At 38.8% G+C, this 19254-nt stretch carries 14 protein-coding genes, 1 tRNA gene and 1 pseudogene; 1 reads left to right on the forward strand and 15 read right to left on the reverse strand.

Going from position 1 to position 19254, the window contains the following annotated elements:
- Positions 1-80: 80 nt before the first annotated feature.
- From G631_RS0101530 to G631_RS0101590, 14 genes and pseudogenes are all read right to left on the reverse strand, one after another.
- Positions 81-1442 carry an MFS transporter gene (locus G631_RS0101530; protein WP_026487934.1) on the reverse strand — a complete coding sequence of 454 codons (1362 nt, stop codon included), beginning with the start codon at positions 1440-1442 and terminating at the stop codon, positions 81-83.
- Between the two features lies 1 nt (position 1443).
- Positions 1444-2793: an MFS transporter gene (locus tag G631_RS21500; RefSeq protein WP_081671203.1), complete on the reverse strand. Its 1350-nt coding sequence runs from the start codon at positions 2791-2793 to the stop codon at positions 1444-1446.
- Positions 2773-3300, reverse strand: a pseudogene (locus G631_RS21545) (MFS transporter); the annotation flags it as partial. The gene G631_RS21500 and the pseudogene G631_RS21545, both read right to left, overlap by 21 nt.
- Position 3301: 1 nt before the next feature.
- Positions 3302-4771, reverse strand: a complete 1470-nt coding sequence (locus G631_RS0101540) for a DUF6937 domain-containing protein (RefSeq protein ID WP_026487935.1) — start codon at positions 4769-4771, stop codon at positions 3302-3304.
- 187 nt (positions 4772-4958) lie between these two features.
- A complete protein-coding gene (locus tag G631_RS19815) occupies positions 4959-6044 on the reverse strand; it encodes an HD-GYP domain-containing protein (RefSeq protein WP_051196712.1) in 1086 nt (361 codons plus the stop codon).
- 147 nt (positions 6045-6191) lie between these two features.
- Positions 6192-6274, reverse strand: a tRNA-Leu gene (locus G631_RS0101550).
- A gap of 63 nt (positions 6275-6337) precedes the next feature.
- Complete coding sequence (locus G631_RS0101555) at positions 6338-6940, reverse strand: NUDIX hydrolase (protein WP_026487936.1); 603 nt, start codon at positions 6938-6940, stop codon at positions 6338-6340.
- 14 nt (positions 6941-6954) lie between these two features.
- Positions 6955-8676, reverse strand: a complete 1722-nt coding sequence (locus G631_RS0101560; RefSeq protein WP_026487937.1) for a hypothetical protein — start codon at positions 8674-8676, stop codon at positions 6955-6957.
- Positions 8677-8781: 105 nt separating this feature from the next.
- On the reverse strand, positions 8782-9084 hold the full coding sequence (locus G631_RS0101565; RefSeq protein WP_155833854.1) for a hypothetical protein: 303 nt from the start codon (positions 9082-9084) through the stop codon (positions 8782-8784).
- A gap of 51 nt (positions 9085-9135) precedes the next feature.
- On the reverse strand, positions 9136-10782 hold the full coding sequence (locus G631_RS0101570) for a putative manganese-dependent inorganic diphosphatase (RefSeq protein ID WP_026487939.1): 1647 nt from the start codon (positions 10780-10782) through the stop codon (positions 9136-9138).
- 73 nt (positions 10783-10855) lie between these two features.
- Complete coding sequence (locus G631_RS0101575; protein ID WP_026487940.1) at positions 10856-12586, reverse strand: ABC transporter ATP-binding protein; 1731 nt, start codon at positions 12584-12586, stop codon at positions 10856-10858.
- Positions 12583-14307: an ABC transporter ATP-binding protein gene (locus G631_RS0101580; RefSeq protein WP_026487941.1), complete on the reverse strand. Its 1725-nt coding sequence runs from the start codon at positions 14305-14307 to the stop codon at positions 12583-12585. The genes G631_RS0101575 and G631_RS0101580 overlap by 4 nt, the downstream gene beginning before the upstream one ends.
- A 25-nt stretch (positions 14308-14332) precedes the next feature.
- Positions 14333-15862 carry an RsmB/NOP family class I SAM-dependent RNA methyltransferase gene (locus G631_RS0101585; protein WP_035789207.1) on the reverse strand — a complete coding sequence of 510 codons (1530 nt, stop codon included), beginning with the start codon at positions 15860-15862 and terminating at the stop codon, positions 14333-14335.
- 95 nt (positions 15863-15957) lie between these two features.
- Positions 15958-16332 (reverse strand): metal-dependent transcriptional regulator, encoded by a 375-nt coding sequence (locus G631_RS0101590; protein ID WP_026487943.1) that lies wholly within the window; start codon positions 16330-16332, stop codon positions 15958-15960.
- 177 nt (positions 16333-16509) lie between these two features.
- On the opposite strand from G631_RS0101590, the gene G631_RS0101595 reads away from it, so the two are divergent.
- Positions 16510-17586: an acyltransferase family protein gene (locus G631_RS0101595; protein WP_026487944.1), complete on the forward strand. Its 1077-nt coding sequence runs from the start codon at positions 16510-16512 to the stop codon at positions 17584-17586.
- A gap of 89 nt (positions 17587-17675) precedes the next feature.
- On the opposite strand, the gene rny is transcribed toward G631_RS0101595, so the two are convergent.
- A complete protein-coding gene (gene rny / locus G631_RS0101600; RefSeq protein ID WP_026487945.1) occupies positions 17676-19223 on the reverse strand; it encodes a ribonuclease Y in 1548 nt (515 codons plus the stop codon).
- Between the last annotated feature and the right edge of the window lie 31 nt (positions 19224-19254).

Consider the following 19254-nt stretch of genomic DNA (forward strand, 5'->3'; position numbering starts at 1 on the left):
AAATTAAAGGCTCAGCAGGGCATAAAAACACCCTCTTACCGGATATTATCCCAAATAAGAGGGTGCTTAATAATACTATTTTATTTTTCTTCTTTTAATTTGTTAATCTTACCAATAATATTCTTTTCATCATATCTAAAGAAGATAACTGCTCCAATAAAGCAGGTGATGAAAGCTACAATAGCTGTCATTCTGTAGCTCTGCTTGGTCTGAGCAACTGTAATGGAAGTAAATGTAACCATTGCAATAGCCTGTCCCATTTTGAAAGCAAAAGTTCTTGCTGCAAAGAACATTCCGCTTCTATCTTCTCCAGTCTCAAGTCTTGTAAGTTCAGCCACATCTGCAACACATGCCTGTGGAAGGATGCCAAGGATAGCCATAGGAATTGCTGCTGTAACTGCAATTATAAATCCCCAGTGAACTCCAACTCCGCAAAGAGATGTAATAGCAAATACTACTGAATAAGCAAAGAATCCGGTAATAATAAGGCTCTTTTTACCAATCTTCTTGGCAAGTATGTTAATAACAGGATACAAGCATACACTGATAGCAGTCATAGTCGCTGTAAGTGTAAATGTCATAGTGTCAGGTATTTCCATGAGCTTGGTCTCATAGAAAGCAAGACCAGTCTGAAAAAGCGTAAGTGCAAAGAAGTAGATCACGTCACTGTAGACAAAATGTCTGAACTGAACATTTGAAAAAGTATCAATCAGCGACTTAAAAGGCTTTGTTTCACTTGGCTTACTATCAATATAATCTCTTTCCTTGATATAGAAAGCTGGGAACAGCATTGCAAGACAAGCAATTGCTGACATAATAGCAACAGCAAGTCTTATAGAACCTGCCTGTCCAACAGATGGTTCAAGCATACCAGCAACGTTAGGAAGAAGGAACGAAATACTCTGTCCAACAATAAAAGTAAATGAAATATAAGTTGATACATTTATTCTGTGCTGCTGTGTATCTCCAAGTTCTGCAATAAGAGCATTATATGGTGTACAGAACATTGTCATAAACAGATAGAACACCATAAGAAGAACAAATAATGTTACATCATTAATCTGGATGCTAGAAGTCTGAGGAATAGTAAAAAGTCCAATTGTACAAAGAGAAAATGGAACTGCCATTGCTCTCATAAATGGAATTCTTCTGCCGCCTTTAAACTTACTTCTATCTGACCATCCTGCAATAAGCGGATCAGTAATCGCATCAAATATTCTTCCAGCAGCAAGAACAAGACCAAATAAGGTCAGTTTAAAAAGAATAGGCTGCTGTGTAATTCCTGTGGCAAATAAGCCTGTATTTGGATTCTGGGCATCCGGACTTCCTGTGTAGTAATATACCATCCAGTTTGAAACAATTCCTGATAAAAGGCTCCATCCAAATTGTCCCAAAGCAAATATCCATAACAGACCATTAGTTATTGGTTTTTTTGTTTTCATATCACATTCCCTTAGTTTTTCTCTGAACAAGTTCTACAGAGATTTCCTGTAGTTTCTCGTCATTAAGTATATATTTCTTTTTAAAGAATAACAATGCAATCACAAGAACAATAGTAGGTCCAATTGTCATTATCATTCTAAGCCCCATTACAGAGCTGTTATCGATAGAAGCAAGAACACCTGAGTTGCGCACTTTCTCAGCAAGTCCTGCCATATCAAGGACACTGGCACTATCCTGCTGGATGTTAAAGATTGCAAGGCACACGGATGCAACCAGAGCTGCAATACCTGATGCAAGCTTAACTACAAATGTCTGCATAGAGAAAATAACAGACTCATCTCTGCGGTAGTTCTTGATCTCACCATAATCAACTGTATTTGCAAGGAATACTGTTATAACTACATTAAGTATTCCGGAAGCAGACATAATAAAGAATCCTGGAATAAAGAAGGCAAATACATTTGTAATACCAGTAATTGCCATGCCCAAAAGGACTAAATATCCAAAAATCTCAGAAATGACACAGATGTAAAAAATCTTAAGTGTTGAAAACATTTTTCTAAGAAGAGGGAACAACAGCATCATTGCAAGAATCTGCATTCCACCAGCAAAAGTATTAAACAATGTGTAATTGCCCTGCCAGTTACTTCCAGCAAGATCATATTTAAAGAAGTAGATCAAAAGATTCGAAGTAATGTATAATGCAGTGTTCGCCAAAACAATAGTAATAACAATTGTCATAGCCTGGTCATTCTGAACAAGAGCCTTGAACATCTCTCCTATTGATGCCGTTTTCATATCAACTGTAGATTTCTCTTTAATGCAAGCACAAGTAATTGTAATAAACAGAATGAACACTATACCTATGATAATTGAGAAGTATTTGAAACCAAGTCTCTCAACTTCTACTGTTGAATTCATATCAATCTTGATATCAGTAGGTCCTGAAACAGGAATTGAATTAAATTCATCAGAAGGAACATAAATTGCTACAACAGCCTTGCCGCAATCTGCAGAGTCCATTGAGATCTCGATAGCGTTATTGCCAAGGTTCTCGTTCATAGCAATATTTCCAATAGTAAATGAGTAATCTGTATTATCGTTTTTTAAGTAAACAACACCGTCAGCCACATTCTCATTGCCAACTGTTCCGTCAAATACCTTCTGAGTTGCAGAAACTGAAAGTGTAACTTTGGCATCGTCTAAAAAGATCATATTGCTAGTAGGATTGCCATCTGCATCTCTTTCTATAGCTGTTACTTCAAAGCTTGTATTAGAGTTGTCGTAAACTCTATTGATATTATCTGCGCTTCCAGCAGCCATCTTAGATCCAATGGCAGCTACAGCCATAACAGTTACGATGGTAATGATGGCTGAGCCTACACCTGCGCAGGAACGTGCCAGCGCAGAGAGGCCTTCTCTTTCCTTACCGCTTTCAGTGAAAGCTGGTACCATAGACCAGTAAGGAATGTCCATCATTGTATAAGTAACACCCCACAGAATATAAGTAATTGCTGCATATGCTATAAGCCCGCCCGCATCAAGTGTTGGTGGTGCAGCAAACATAAGCACAAGAAGTACTGTATTTGTTATTGTACCAATCATAAGCCATGGGCGGAACTTGCCCCATCTGGTCTTGGTCTTGGCAACGATAACTCCCATGATAGGATCATTAAAAGCATCAAATACACGTGCCACCAATAGAATGATACCCATAGCAATGGCACTGACTCCCATAATATCCTGGAAGTAATACAGTACATAGGATGCTGATAGCATGTAAACCATGTCTTTGGCAACAGCACCTATGCCGTATGCAAACTTTTCAACCCCTGTTAAAGTTCTTTTTTCAGACATCTCATTCCTCCTTGAGCCCCATAGCCAGTTCTACTACCTTCTTGGCTCCGTCATAAATTCCCATGTTCTTGTTAAGAACAATTGCTTCACACATCTCATCCAATAGTCTTGTTTCAAGGAACTGATCAAGCATCTGGATAGTATGTGGAATATCTCTGCATTCAAGTGTTCCATCCCCAATCTCTGCAGAGTGGATTGCTCCCCACATTTCGTGCTTACCAACTCTTCTGATAAAGAGCTTTGGAACTGGGTAAAATGCAAGCTCACTTGGCTTGGTAACCAGTACATCGCAGCTTCTCATAAGAAGATTTGTTGTATAAACTGCCTCAAAGATATCCTTGTGATAAAATGCGTGGATACCTGTAATATCTTCCTCTGGATTAAGAGCCTTCTGAGCAAAAGAAAGTGTATCCTCCCAATTGTCCATATGCTCTGTATAAAGTCCCTTCATATCTGAAATCTCAGAGACAAGCTGATCCCACACATTTCTATAATCTCCCACATTAACATATAGCATAGCCTTGCCGTTCCTGATATGTGGTAAAAGATATCTGATGATCTCAGCAAATATTTCCTTCTGAGCTCCAGCTCCTCCGATAGTAAGAAGGAAACGCATTGGCTTATTATTTTTCTTTCTATCAAGTCTGGCCTCGCAGTCCTTCTCAATATTGCTGACTAGCTCATAGTCAATATAATGTCCAGTGTAAACGAGACTGTCCTGTGGCATTGGTTTGCAGACCTTTTTCTTGTTCATTCCATTCAAGATTCTGTAGCCCATATACGCATTTCTGCACTGTATTGTATGAAGGCTTCCTTCTGAAAGATGAAGCGCCATTGGCCAGTTATCTGGAATAGCGTTTACAACATGCTTCATTCCTGCATGGATAGCTGCCTGAGCAGGCCATACATGAGTTGCTATAACTGGAATATCCTTAGGAACATTCTTGTATACAGGAGCCATAAGCTCTGCATTTTTCTGATCCTTGGAATTATAAGTAAGTGCTCTAAAGCCCTCATAGTTAGTGGGCTCCCACACGAGCTTATTAAACAAAGCATTCTTGGACAACCTTGATCCAAGTGAATACAGATCATTCTGATGCCCTATCACTTTAGTACATGTTGTCTCAGGATAAGAATTAAGATCCATCCAATATGGTGTATACCCTAAATGTCTGGCGTATGAAGCCATAGCCATTGAAATTCTGTAATGGCCAAAGCCCATTCTGATATTGCCAACTATGATTCCCTTCTGGGTATCCATTTCTCCCTCAGAATTACCTTTAGCTGTCACCTCAACATTTTTCACACCAAGAAGTGGCCCGATAACCTTATTATCAGTAACCTTGATCTTATAATCAATCCCTGAATCATCGCCATACTTCTTCATATAACTCTTTTTAGACTTGAGTGCGCTATTATAATCTTTGTCACTAATAACGTTTCCAAAAATCTCTTTTGCCAGATCTTTCATAACACTTCCATTTCTGCCAAAGATAGCCTATATAAGCCACTTTGACCAACTAATTCATCGTGCAGGAAACTTCGAAATATTATTTCAGTTTCCATTCAAATAATACCATTTTACGCACCAAATCTGCAAGAAACGCTTTTTACAAAAAACGTTTCCTGCTTTTGTGCACTTTTACTTATTTTCTGTTTTATATAACGGAAATAATTGAAATTTCTCTTTGGGCTGACAAATCAACGTACTCTGTGCCACATTTGACAACTGGTTTAGATAAATGCTCAGGATTTATAAAGATGATCTCTCCCGCCTGACCATTACTAAGAAGGACTCTGTTAGCAATAAATGTGTTTACTATATTAGACAAAAAAGTCATTACAACATTGGGACTGAATTTATCAAGCCCCTGCTTTTCAAACTGTTCAATAACTGTAAATGGACATACAGATTCCCTATAGAGCCTCTTTGATGTGAGCTCATCGTAGATATTTGAAACAACGACAATTGATGCTATCTCATCTATCTGCTCGCCTTTTAGCGCAAGCGGATATCCTGAACCATCTCTCATTTCATGGTGCATCAAAATACAGTTTTTTATATGAACATCGATATCCTTGTCTTTAACAAGTTCATAGCCTCTTACCACATGCTCTCTCATAACTCTTTGCTCATATTCTGTAAGGGGCGTTTTCTTATTGACAAGTTCCTGTGGAACCAGCATTTTCCCGATGTCATGCAAAAGTCCGCCAGCGGTAGCAAGCTCTATTTCATCTGTTGATAATCTCATCCAGCTAGCCAGAGTATTACTGATAAGAGAAACGTTAAGGGAGTGCATATAGACTTCGTCGCTATTGTCGCGAAGATTATGGATCATGTCAAAAATGCCTGCAGTCCCACCTGCCTCAACAAAAAGATGATAAACAGGTTCCGTAAGCTTTTCTATATCAAGAGGCATAGTATCGTTAGCAATCATTCTAAAGGCCTCTTCAAGCTCTTCTGCATTTTCCTCGATATGCTGTTTGAACCTTATAAATTCCTCGGTGCTCTTTAATTTTTCAGCATAGGAAAGATTTTCAGAAGAAGGAGTTTCTTTTTTGACCGGAACATCTTTTTTCTGATCTTCTACAAAGATATTGTATAAAGAATGCGCTTTGATCCTGGCAATGTCCTTTTCATCAAGAACAGTGCCCTTAGTAAGAACCAGCCTGTCATCAATAGTATAGATATTTTCAGATACCACAAGTCCAGGCTCTAGTTTATCAACGGATACTAGTTTCATGGAATTTACCTATTCGTAAAAAGATGTTTGAATACACAATATTACGAATATTATTATAACATATAAAAGAGTCGCTTGCGACTTTTTCGCGCCCGAGCGGTATTGCGAAGCAATAAAAAAACCTCCTGAATAATCAGGAGGTCAAAGTGCCGGCAGTGGGACTTGAACCCACACGTGGTTACCCACAACAGATTTTGAGTCTGCATCGTCTGCCATTCCGACATGCCGGCGTATATTGGCTGTCCGTCACGCAACGGACAGCTTATTTAATATAACACAAGAAAGATGCTAGTTCAAGGGGTATTCTTAAAAAGATAATACGCAAGCACATGAAGTGACTGCTTGAAATCACCACCATTTATGCGATTTAGAAGTTCCTCTTCACTAAGTCTCTTTACATATAAAAATTCTGATTCATCAAGCTCCTGCTCAGATACCTTGTGGCAGTCTGTCGCTGCGTAAATATGTACAAGACTATTTGATAATGTTGCATTGGCTGGAATTGTCATAAGATGCTTCCAGTTATCGGAAACATAACCTGTCTCCTCCTGAAGTTCCCTCTTTGCTGCGTCAAAGGCCTCTTCCTCAGTTGAGAGGATATTGTTAAAGGTAATGTAAGGCACATCACTCTTTTCCTTGTATTCAATAGCTCCTGCAGGGAACTCAGTTGTAATCTCATCTATTCCATGCCTGTACTGGCGAACACAGATAAAATTACCGTTTTCATCAGTAGCAACCACTATAGAAAAGCTATGCTTTGAATAATTGTAGACCGGGCCAATAACTTCCCCATTAGGAAGCTTGTAATCGCAGCGCCTGAAGTCTATCCACTCATCCTGACATACGTGATCTACGTGAACTTCTTTCCACTCTAAATTTTCATTCCCTGTTGTCATTTATCAATGTCTCCTTAAATATCAAACCAGGTACAAACACCATCTGCACCAAAGTCCTTAATATAAATTGATTTGTTATGGTCATTTATATAGCTCTCATCATATAAATCCAAGCCATACTTATCACTTTCTACAAACCTGTTATTCCTAAAAAGTTCATCGCTTTTGTAGGAAGAATAATCTGGAACATATAATTCTAATAAGCTATCGCAATAATCGCCATAAGGTGTAAATGCGTACATGGTGGATTTATGGTATCTTATCCCTACATACTTGCTCTTATCATACTCCATTGCCATTTTCTCTAGTTTTTCTCTACATTCAGGCTGAAAGTAATTCAGAAGTTCTTCACTTGTAAGAACTGATAAAGGATAAACATCCATAACGCTCTCATCTACGTCCATAGAACCATTATAGCCCAGTTCACCATAAGCAATGCATGTAGTGTTATTCTTATTCTTTTTGGTAATCCTATAGCGCAGATTGTTTCCCATTATTATTTCATCGTCATCACCCATTGAGAAAAGAACATTCTTGCATTCAGCTTCATTTGAAACAAAGGTCTGTGGGATAAGTATTGTTCCAGTGCCATTTTCTGTGCCTTTAAAAGTCAGCTTTATTAAAAATCCAATTGATGACCTTCTAGGATAGTCTATAACGCAATAAACCATATCCGCGCTGTCATAACCATAGTTTGGAGCAATTTCATTTGCTTTTTCTTTTAACCCAGAAAGAGTATATCTGCTATTTCCTTTATCATATATTGCATTCCAGATCAGAGTGGCATTTTTGTGCCAGTGATTATCAAAAGCAATCTCCCGGCCAGTATCATAGACTGATAAGCTGTTGTTGGACAAAACAAGAGGCTGATCCTCATTTAATACGCCATTAATATTACTGTAAGTGTAGTCAATAAATTTAGGATTGCCAACCATGGACTCGTTAGGGGCATTCTCTACTTCAAAGCCATCAAAATCATCAATAGAGATCATGGCGTGGTCATCAAAATCATATTCTTTTATTACAAGATCCAGGATAATCTGATCATATATGCCATATGCAACAAACTCTTTAAGCACATGTGTATCTGCATCAATTATATATATGACCTTGGTAAAACTTTCTTTATGGCCAACCAGAAAGTCATACTCATTTTCAAAATCAGACATTCCTTCCTGTATTGTTGCCAGATATACGTTTTTATTTTCATAGCCACTAACGTCATTTCTGACATCTGATAAATCCACCGAGTACTTGGAAATATTTGGTAAAAGAAATATCAGCAAGTCAGGACAAACATTTGTAAAATAATGCTGACCACTATCAAATAATTCTGACTGCCTAACGCCTTCCTTATAGCCATAATAGTACTCATACTGACACGAATCACTTTTTACAGTGCTTGTCCTTACATCAAGATCAAAATTAGCATTTAGCCTGCTCATATAATTATCAGGGTCCTGATAGGTACGCTCATATGACAAATATAACTTTTTTCTTATGCGCTTATTTCCATCGTTACTTTCCCCATTAGCAGATCCATCAATTTTGAGATATTTAGCATATTGAAGTGTCTCTTTGGAAGCTTCAAAGAGAATTTCTTTTGTTATTATTTCTTCACTTTCGCCATTGGCGTTTTTCTTCTCTACTATCTTCTTTTGGGCAAAATACGAAAAAAATATCAAAAACAATCCCAAAAATATTATAGTGCAACTTATAAACAATCTTTTTTTCATGATATCTCCTCATTAACAAGCAAACTTCATTTTACCACATATGGCAAGACACAAAAACTCCGATAATACCACTTAAATGAAAGTATTACCGGAGTTTATCATTCCTTATATAGCTATATGAAGTTCGTTTGTTCCTTCAAAAAGCCTCTTTCCATTAAACCTTGCATCGGTGACATAGGTGCTATAGCCCTTTTTACCAAGTGTCTTTCGCCCACACAGTACAAGATGGATTCTCTTATCCTCTGTCATGTACTCCTCTGTCACCTCATCAGAGCTATCGCTCTTTTCCACGACACTCTTAAAATCAGAAACAAAGGCCGGAATTATCACAGCACCTATGCTCTGCCCCTGATTTGGTCCATAAATCCCCATAATCTCATGTAGTAATTTAGTACGTAGTTCGTCCATATCTTATAATCCCCCCAGATTAAAAATTTCAGAACCAATACAAATAAAAATTTAATTTTGAATTGTCTCAACAATTGAAGGAAGTAGCTGCTTTTTACGTGATACAACACCTGGAAGCAGAGCGCTGTCTCCCTCTACGCTGACACTAAAGGCTGATGAAAGAGTATGCTGAGCCTTTGCTCCAGCAAATACAACTTCAGATGACTCTGTAATGATATTGGTCAGCATAAAGAACAACATATCAAGGCCGTCTGCAGAAGCCACCTTTTCAAGCTCAGGCATTATCTTTTCTTTTATCTCAACAAGCTCTTCTCCGCTCATAGAGTTGATCTGGCCAATTCCAATTGTCATATCATCAACAGTAAATTTCTTGAAGTCCTGATGAAGTATCTCCTTTGCACTCTTACCGCTAAGATTTGATCCTGCATGGAACATCTCTTTTGCAAAGGATTCATAGTCAACCCCTGCAATAGAGGCTAGCTCTTTGCCCGCATTCTCATCAATAGCTGTGCAGGTTGGAGATCTGAACATAAGTGTATCAGACAGGATAGCGGCCATAAGAAGTCCTGCTGTTGTCTTGTCAATCTCTATTCCAAACTCCTTGTACATAAGATAGATAATAGTACAGGTTGAGCCAAGTGGCTGATTTCTAAAAAAGACTGGGCCTGATGTCTCTATGGTGCGGAGTCTGTGGTGATCAACAATCTCAAGGATTTCTGCAGTATCAGCGCCATTTACTGCCTGGTTCTTCTCATTGTGGTCAACAAGGATCAGCTGTTTCTTCTTGGCACCCAGGAAGTTTCTACGGCTGATCATACCGATGTAGTGGTCATTCTTGTCAAGAACAGGGAAATATCTGTGCCTCATGGAAGCCATGATCTCCTGGATATCCTCTATATAATCATCCATATGAAAAGTCACAAGATTATCCTTTTTCATAACATGCTCAATTGGCATACTCTGATTGATAAGTCTCGCAACGACGAAAGTATCGTGCGGAGTTGTTATGATCTTTGTTCCATGCTCACGAGCCTGGATTTGGATTGTCTTGGCTACATCAGCACCCTCGCAGACGATAATACAGCCTGCATTCATCTCAATAGCACACAGCTGCATATCATATCTGTTACCAAGGATGACAACATCGCCTTCCTCAATAACATTTTCCATCATATCAGGATTAGCTGCAGCTATAACTACCTTACCCTTTTCAAGAACATCTTCTATTTCTCCAACTATAAGTTCTCCATCGAGAGTCTCAACAATATTTCTGTAGCAGGTCTTGGCTTCTGATAAGATCTTAGGATCTATAACATCCATGTAGGTTTCTACAATGTCATTGGTTGTGACAATTCCCGAAAGTTCTTCTCCTTCAGTAACGCAAAGAGTAACAACCTCATTGTCGCGCATCTTGGACCAGGCATTTTTCAGGGAAAGATTTCTATCTGACCCTTCAAGCATCTTGATCTCCATATCTCTAACCTGGGTTCTCACATCCTTGATATAAGTAGGAACTTCCACGCCAAAATGAGATAAAACAAACTGTGTTTCCTCATTAAGATGTCCAGCTCTACAGGCAATATAGTCACCGTGAGTTATATGTCTCTTTAAATTTGCATAGGTAATGGCTGCGCAAATAGAATCTGTATCCGGATTCTTGTGTCCAATTACTATGATTGGCCTATTTTGTTTATTCATAAATATCTCCTGATCTAATATAACGAAAACTTATTTCACGATTCTTATTCCATATTATCGCATTAATATATTCTCATGCAAACTGACTGTTATAAAGGTCATAATAAAAGCCTTTCTGATCAAGAAGAGTCTGGTGATCCCCCTGCTCCAAAATATGGCCATCCTTCATAACTAGTATAACATCTGCCTCTCTGATAGTTGAGAGTCTGTGAGCCACAATGAAGCTGGTTCTTCCCTTCATCATCTTATTAAAAGCCTTCTGTATCCTTATCTCTGTGCTGGTATCAATTGAAGAAGTAGCCTCATCTAATATCAGCATAGGCGGAATAGACAGCATCACTCTTGTTATACAAAGAAGCTGTTTCTGTCCCTGAGAGAGATTTCCTCCGTTTTCAGAAATAACTGTATCATAGCCATTAGGAAGTCGTTTGATAAAGCTATGTGCATGGGAAGCCTTGGCAGCAGCAATTATATCCTCATCAGAAAAGCCTTCTCTGCCAAGTGTTATATTGTCCTTAATAGTTCCATTTCTAAGCCAGGTCTCCTGAAGCACCATTCCAAAATTATTTCTGATATCGCTTCGCCTAATATCTCGTATGTCATAGCCATCTATAGTAATAGTGCCCTTATCAACGTCATAAAATCTCATTAAAAGATTTATGAGTGTTGTTTTACCACTACCTGTTGGACCTACAATTGCTACTCTCTGACCTTTTTTTACATTCAGGTCAAGATTCTCGATAAGCTTTTTACTCTTGTCGTAGGAAAAAGAAACACCTTTCATCGCTACATTGCCATTAACATCTGTAAGTTCATAGGCCTTTTCTTTGTCCGCCATCTCAGGCTTTTCTTCTATGAGACTAAATACCCTCTCTGCACAGGCAAGGGCATTCTGCAGCTCAGTTATTACTCCTGATATCTCATTAAAAGGCTTAGTATACTGATTGGCATAACTAAGGAAAATTGTAAGACCTCCAACAGTCATTCCACCTGAAATACATGAAAATGCGCCAAATAAAGCAACAGCAGCATAAACAAGGTTATTAATAAACCTTGTTCCAGGATTTGTCAGAGATGAAATAAATGTAGCTTTGATGCTGGCTTTTTCAAGCCTTTCATTTATTTCATCAAAACTCTCCATGTTCTCATCTTCATGAGCAAAGGCCTTAACTACAGAAAGATTTCCTATCATCTCATCAACAAAAGAAGTCTGATCAGATCTGGCCTGGCTCTGAGTTTTAAAGAGGCTAAATGACTTATCTGCTATAAACTTGGCAACAATAAGAGAAAGTGGCGTCAGCACAACTACCACAAGGGCAATCTTGAAGTTTAGATAGAACATAAAAACAAGTGTGCCTGCAATAGTAACGACACCTGTAAAGAGCTGTGTAAATCCCATTAAAAGTCCGTCAGAAAACAAATCAACGTCAGATATTATCCTTGATACAATGTCTCCTGTCTGCTTGGAATCTATATACTCAAAGGGAAGCTTTTGAAGCTTGTCAAAAGCCTCAGTACGAACATCTCTTACGACTGAAAACGTTATCTTGTTATTTGCCTTATTCATAAACCACTGGCAAATAGAGATAACTACAACACAGATGACCATATTTGTAAGAATCTTTATTACGCCTGCAAAATCTACGTTTCCCTTCCCAATTAAATGGTCTATAGCTCGTCCTGCGAGAATTGGAACATACAAGGATAAAAGAGCTGTCACAACAGCAAGAACCATGGATACCACAATAAGGAAGCGGTATTTGGCAGCATATTTCAGTACTTTTTTAAGGGTTCCTTTTTTCATACTGCTCCCTCCTTCTTAAACTGTGAATCATAGATTTCCTTATAAAGCTCGCACCTTGAAAGGAGCTCATTATGAGTTCCTATATCAGATACTGTTCCATTATCAAGAACTATTATCTTATCACAGGATAAAACCGCGGAAGCTCTCTGGGAGACAATAAAAGTAGTAGGAGCATCTTCCATATCAGATATAGCTTTTCTAAGGTTCTTATCAGTAAGATAATCAAGAGCTGAAGCGCTGTCATCAAGTATAAGAATTTCCGGTTTTCTTACTAGCGCTCTTGCAATAGATAGTCTTTGCTTTTGTCCGCCAGAGAAGTTCTTGCCTCCCTGTGCCACCATATAGTCAAGTCCGCCTTCCTTGCCATCAACGATTTCTTTAGCCTGAGCAATTGTAAGAGCTTTATTTATTTCTTCGTCCGAAGCATCTTTTTTGCCCCATTTCATGTTATCTCTGATAGACCCATGGAAAAGAACTGCCTTTTGCGGAACAACTCCTATTCTCTCTCTCAAGGCTTCAAGGCTATAGTCCTTTATATTTCTGCCATCTATAAGGACTTCTCCCTCTCTGGCATCATAAAATCTTGGAATAAGGTTTATAAGGCTGGACTTACCACTGCCTGTTCCTCCAATAATACCAATCTTCTCTCCTCTGAAAGCGGTAAAAGAAATATCTACAAGGCTGTCTTCACTATCGCCCTCATATCTCATAGATACATGTTCAAAACGAACATGCTCCTTTGTAGAATCAAAACTTGTGACCGCCCCATCTTGCATAGAAGATTTAAGTTCTAGAAGTTCCTGGACTCTGTTTCCAGAAGCAATGGCCTTGGTCATTGTTATAACAAGATTTGCAAGCTTGATAAGTTCTACAAGAATCTGCGTCATGTAGTTATATAAAGCAACAACCTGGCCCTGAGTCAGGTCACCATTATTTACAAGGATGGCTCCCTTATAGATCAAATATGCTATAGAAAGATTCAAAATAGCATAGGTCAAAGGATTCATAAGAGCTGTCACAGAGCCTACAAATTTCTGTATTCCAAGAAGAATATTATTTTGCTTGTTGAATTTATCTTTTTCCTCATCCTCAAGCCCAAAAGCTCTTATAACTCTTACGCCAGAGTGGTTCTCTCGTGTAAATTTAAGGAGAACATCAAGGCCAGATTGAATTTTTTCATATCTTGGTATACTCCAGGCAGTTATGGAAACGACAACCACAGACAGCAAAACAATTGTAACCGCAAAAATCAGCGCCTGTCTTGCATCAATAGTAAAGGCCATGATCATGGCACCAAATACAACAAAAGGTGAACGTAGGAGTAGTCTGATCGTCATATTGACGCCCTGCTGAACCTGGTTCATATCTGTCGTGATCCTGGTTATCATTGCAGAGGTTCCAACTCTATCCATATCAGAAAAAGAGAGTTTTTGTATATTATCAAAAAGAGCTCTTTTAAGCTTTTTGGCAAATCCAGTTGCAGCCTTGGCAGCAAAATACTGGGCTGTCACAGCACTGACAAATCCAACAAAGCAAAGAAGAACTAAGACAAGGCTTAGCCTTAGACAATATCCCATGTCTTTACTGGCTATGCCCTTATCGATAATGGCCGCGATCACAAGAGGCACCATAAGTTCAAATGATGCCTCAAGGAGCTTAAATAGCGGTCCTAATATTGTTTCCTTTTTGTAATCTCTTAAGTAAACTAGTAGTTTCTTCAAATTTTCGTCCTGTCCTTATGGGTATTTAGTAATTTATTCGAAGTCCTTTTGGATAGTGGTTTTTGAGCATTCCGCCAGCCTGTTTGGCCCAGCCTATGCTGTATTCATCAACCATGATAAGTGTCCAGCCCTTTTGCAAATCTTTATTGCATCTAACTGTCTGGCCATTTAGGTATTGTCTTATTTCCTGGCTGTCTTCTTTATAGGAAACAAAAGTCTTTGCATCTTCAGCCTTGATTGCCAGCGCAAGTGCATGCGAAGGCTCAAATCTGTCCTTTTTTATGGTTCCAAGATGGAGCCCTGGCCTCATACACTTAAGGCCATTTATTCCAGGCATCTTAGGATCACAGATATAGAGCTGATCTCCAAACATAAACATTGTTCCATCAAGTCTAATGCCGCTATTTAAGATCATTTCTTTTCTATTAGCAAAAGATAAAGAGCTGTCTGCAAACTCCCAGAAAAGCTTTTGAATTTCCTTTTTAGCTGGGATATTTCTTCCTCCAGGAACATAGTTGTCCTTATCCCTGTCAAGAAGCTCTCCATCACGCGTTAAAACGCATAAGAAGTGTCCTTCACCGCGAAGCTTGTGGGGCCATAGTCTAATAGCCCTTTGAACCTGGCTTTTAAGGCTATTTTCAATTTCCTCCGTAGCCTTATCAGAGCCATAATGCTGATCATAAACAGCTCTGCATTCATTTATGCATTCTTCAGAAATCCATTCACTTCTTGCATTGTCCATGCCTTCATAAAGAGGTACTTCTTTTACCTTAAAATCAGGGTGGGTTGCCAAAAATCTAAATATGGACTCTTCATTTTCCTTAGGAGCAAAGGTGCAGGTTGAGTATACTAAAGTTCCACCTGGCAAAAGCATTTTAGCAGCATTATCAAGGATTTCTTTTTGCCTCTCGCTACAGATTGTTACATTTTCAGGACTCCATTCAGAAAAAGCGGCCTCAGCATTTTTTCTGAACATCCCCTCGCCTGAGCATGGGGCATCCACAAGGATCTTGTCAAAATATCCCTCAAATATCTGAGAAAGATTTCCTGAATCCTCATTTAATACTAGAGCATTTCTGATTCCAAGTCTCTCTACGTTAAGTGAAAGTATCTTGGCTCTGTCTCTATTTATCTCATTGGTAACCAGGATTCCCTCGCCTTTCATCCGCACAGCTATCTGAGTGCTCTTTCCTCCAGGTGCAGCGCACAGATCAAGGATTCTCTCCCCTGGCTTTGGATCAAGGAAGCACACAGGAGACATGGCACTTGGCTCCTGGATATAGTAAAGCCCGGCTTCATGATATGGACTCTTTCCAGGCGTAGCGTCGTTTTCGTAGTAATAGCCGTTCTCTTCCCATGGCACTTTGTTTGCAGGTTCATCAGTCCTTATCCCTATGGCCTTTAACCTATCCTCAACATTTTCGCAGGCCTTTAGAGCATTTATCCTAAGGCCATGATATCTGGCTTCGTCATCTCCAAAGCTCTTTACAAATTCTTCGTATTCATCTTCAGAAAGGAGCTTTTTCATTCGCTCCAAGAATAATTCTGGTAGCATATTCATTCACCTCAATGACTACTATAACACAAAACAGCTCTCCTTACCGCAATGCAGTAAAGAGAGCCTTTATAAGCATACTATATCTATCCCAATTATTTCTGCTCTTTGTGTTCCTTAATGAATTTCTTGATACCCTTAAAGGTTTCAGGACTGATGATATGTTCTATCCTGCAGGCATCATTTTCAGCAATAATCTCATTAACACCAGTAGTCATCATAAGAAATGTAGTTAAATTCTTGTGTTTCTCATATACTGACTTGGCTGTCTTAAGACCTTCCTCTGTAAGCACCAGTTCTCCATCGTCAGCAACAGTGATAAGGCCGTTATCTTTTAAAATTCCTACAGCTCTTGAAACACTAGGTCTTGAAAATCCAAGTTCATTAGCAACATCAATTGAACGGACTGTGCCTTTTTTCTTTTTTAAAAGATATATGGTCTCAATATAGTCTTCACCTGATTCGTGCATTTCTGATCACCCCTTATGCAATATTTTTAGTTAAGCTTAATCCTATAAATTACATTGTACACAATTTTTTATATATTGCAATATGTTTTGTAAGCAATTGAAAACCGCTCCGCCTATGTTGTATCATCATAGATGATTACAGCTTACAAAAACTATTACTAATCTTATGGAGCTTTTATGAAAAAAAGATATAACTTCATGAACCTATTAAGAGTTCTTTCAATGTTCACAATAGTATTCTATCACATGTTAATCACACTTTACATCTATGGAATTCGCCAGCTTGAAAGTATTTCATTTTTCTTTGAGAACAAGAATATGCATATTGCCAAGATAGGAGTATGCCTGTTCTTTATGTTATCAGGCTGTGGCCTTATGTTAGGGGCCAAAGATTCCAATAAGCACTTCAGTATCAAGGACTTTTACATAAAGCGATTTAAAAAGATCCTGATACCTTTTTATATTGTCTATGTATGCTACTTTATTTTTCTTTTATGCATTGGCGAAATGTCAATATCAAACCCCTTTGGAGAAAAAAAGCTACTGCCTATAAGCTTTATTTTTACTCTTTTTGGCATGGATGCATACCTTGAAAACTTTGGCATACCTACATGCTCTCTTGGTATTGGAGAATGGTTTCTAGGGTGCCTAATACTGATATATATTTTGTATCCACTCCTTCGCCTTGCAATGCAGAAAAACAAATACATTACAATTATTGTGGCAAGTCTCTATTATGTGCTTATAAACATGTTTTATCAGGATATACCGATGTTTGCAGGGGTCAATATGTATATGAACATGGCAATAAAGATTTATGACTTTATTCTGGGGATGTTCCTTGCCATGGTTATAGATGATATTCCTAAGATTGCTCTATTTATCAGTATTCCACTTAACCTCATATTTGTGCTGTGCCCGTTCACACTTCCAGGCATTGACAGTTTCCAGATCCCAATCCAGTGCCTTACGATTTTCATTATATGCTCTTTCCTTGAAAAAGCGCTTGATAAGGCCAACGTCTTTATGAAGATAGTATCAATTCTTGCGGCCTATAGTTATGAATATTTTCTGGTACATCATATTGTCATAGTACATATGACAAGGCTTGGTCAGAACAGGGCCTTTAGTAATATCAATATTCTTCTTTTGTTTATAGGAGAAATGCTCATAACTACCCTTTTAGCAATTCTGTTAAAGAAAGTAACATCTATAAAAACCACAAAGATAAATGCACATACAAGCGGAAAATGAATTTGTATGCAAGCATCCATTCGCTTGCTGGTCTTGTGCAACAAATCAAAAAGACCATCCATTTTGGATGGTCTTTAAATTTTTGATCATTACTTGGCGTAATCTGTTGCTCTACTCTCTCTGATAATATTGACCTTGATCTGTCCGGGATATTCCATCTCGTCCTCAATCTTCTTGGCAATATCGCGAGCCATGAGCACCATATCAGCGTCTGAAACCTGCTCAGGAACAACCATTACTCTGACTTCACGTCCGGCCTGAATAGCAAATGAGTGATCAACACCCTTAAAGCTATTAGTAATTTCCTCGAGTTCTTTTAATCTTGATGTGTAAGTTTCAAGTGTTTCTCTTCTAGCTCCAGGTCTAGCTGAAGAAATAGTGTCAGCAGCCTGTACAAGAATTGCTATAAGAGACTGGGGCTCTACATCTCCATGATGAGCCTCTACTGCATTGATAACAATCTGAGATTCCTTGTACTTCTTACAAATATCAACACCCAGCTGGATATGTGAGCCCTCAAGCTCATGATCAACAGCCTTACCAATATCATGTAAGAGTCCGGCTCTCTTAGCAACTCGAACATCAAGTCCAAGTTCTGAAGCAAGAAGTCCGCACAACTGTGCAACCTCTACGGAATGCTTCAAGCAGTTCTGACCGTAACTAGTTCTAAACTTCATACGACCGAGAATCTTGATAACTTCAGGATGAAGTCCATGAACACCAGCCTCAATAGCGGCATTCTCACCTTCCTCCTTGATCTTGGCAGCCACTTCCTTCTGTGCCTTTTCAACCATTTCCTCGATTCTTGCAGGATGGATACGTCCATCTACAATAAGCTTCTCAAGTGCTATACGAGCAACTTCTCTACGAATTGGATCAAATCCAGAAATTACTACTGCCTCTGGTGTATCATCGATAATAAGATCAACACCAGTCATTGTTTCAAGAGTTCTGATATTCCTACCCTCTCTACCAATGATTCTACCCTTCATCTCATCGTTAGGTAGCTGTACTACAGATATAGTTGTCTCAGAAACGTGGTCTGCAGAACATCTCTGAATTGCATTTACAACGATTTCCTTGGCTCTCTTATCTGCTTCTTCCTTGGCTTCAGCTTCCATGTTCTTGATCATGACAGCTGATTCATGCTTCACATCATCTTCTACGATCTTTAAAAGATACTCTTTTGCCTGTTCGGAGGTTAAGCCAGAGATTTTCTCAAGTTCCTGTAGCCTTTGTTCATTAAGCTTAGCAACCTCGTCACTCTTTTTATTGAGCGCCTCCTCACGAGCATTCAAGCTTTGCTCTTTCTTCTCGATCGCTTCCGATCTCTTCTCGACGTTTTCCTCTTTCTGCTGAACTCTTCTCTCAGAGCGCTGAACCTCATTTCTACGGTCCTTAACTTCCTTCTCCAACTCGTTGCGTGTCTTTAACGCTTCTTCCTTGGCTTCCAAAAGTTTCTCACGCTTTGTCTCCTCAGCAGTTTTGAGTGCCTCGTCAATAATCTTTCTTGCCCTTTCCTCAGCACTTCCGATTTTCCCCTCAGTTACCTTCTTATGGTATGAGTTTGACAAAACCCAAGTTACAAGTACAGAAATGACAAGAGTTGCTACTACTGCAATAATAATACCGGGCATTACAGGAGCACCTCCTTATTCAATTTTCATT

The organism is Butyrivibrio sp. XBB1001 (assembly GCF_000424505.1).
GTDB lineage: Bacteria > Bacillota > Clostridia > Lachnospirales > Lachnospiraceae > Butyrivibrio.

What these genes read in the sequence shown, in the direction of transcription:
- G631_RS0101530 (WP_026487934.1), bottom strand. Translation starts at nt 1,442, where the DNA reads ATGAAAACAAAAAAACCAATAACTAATGGTCTGTTATGGATATTTGCT.
- G631_RS21500 (WP_081671203.1), bottom strand. Translation starts at nt 2,793, where the DNA reads ATGGCTGTAGCTGCCATTGGATCTAAGATGGCTGCTGGAAGCGCAGAT.
- G631_RS0101540 (WP_026487935.1), bottom strand. Translation starts at nt 4,771, where the DNA reads ATGAAAGATCTGGCAAAAGAGATTTTTGGAAACGTTATTAGTGACAAA.
- G631_RS19815 (WP_051196712.1), bottom strand. Translation starts at nt 6,044, where the DNA reads ATGAAACTAGTATCCGTTGATAAACTAGAGCCTGGACTTGTGGTATCT.
- G631_RS0101555 (WP_026487936.1), bottom strand. Translation starts at nt 6,940, where the DNA reads ATGACAACAGGGAATGAAAATTTAGAGTGGAAAGAAGTTCACGTAGAT.
- G631_RS0101560 (WP_026487937.1), bottom strand. Translation starts at nt 8,676, where the DNA reads ATGAAAAAAAGATTGTTTATAAGTTGCACTATAATATTTTTGGGATTG.
- G631_RS0101565 (WP_155833854.1), bottom strand. Translation starts at nt 9,084, where the DNA reads ATGGACGAACTACGTACTAAATTACTACATGAGATTATGGGGATTTAT.
- G631_RS0101570 (WP_026487939.1), bottom strand. Translation starts at nt 10,782, where the DNA reads ATGAATAAACAAAATAGGCCAATCATAGTAATTGGACACAAGAATCCG.
- G631_RS0101575 (WP_026487940.1), bottom strand. Translation starts at nt 12,586, where the DNA reads ATGAAAAAAGGAACCCTTAAAAAAGTACTGAAATATGCTGCCAAATAC.
- G631_RS0101585 (WP_035789207.1), bottom strand. Translation starts at nt 15,862, where the DNA reads ATGCTACCAGAATTATTCTTGGAGCGAATGAAAAAGCTCCTTTCTGAA.
- G631_RS0101590 (WP_026487943.1), bottom strand. Translation starts at nt 16,332, where the DNA reads ATGCACGAATCAGGTGAAGACTATATTGAGACCATATATCTTTTAAAA.
- G631_RS0101595 (WP_026487944.1), top strand. Translation starts at nt 16,510, where the DNA reads ATGAAAAAAAGATATAACTTCATGAACCTATTAAGAGTTCTTTCAATG.
- rny (WP_026487945.1), bottom strand. Translation starts at nt 19,223, where the DNA reads ATGCCCGGTATTATTATTGCAGTAGTAGCAACTCTTGTCATTTCTGTA.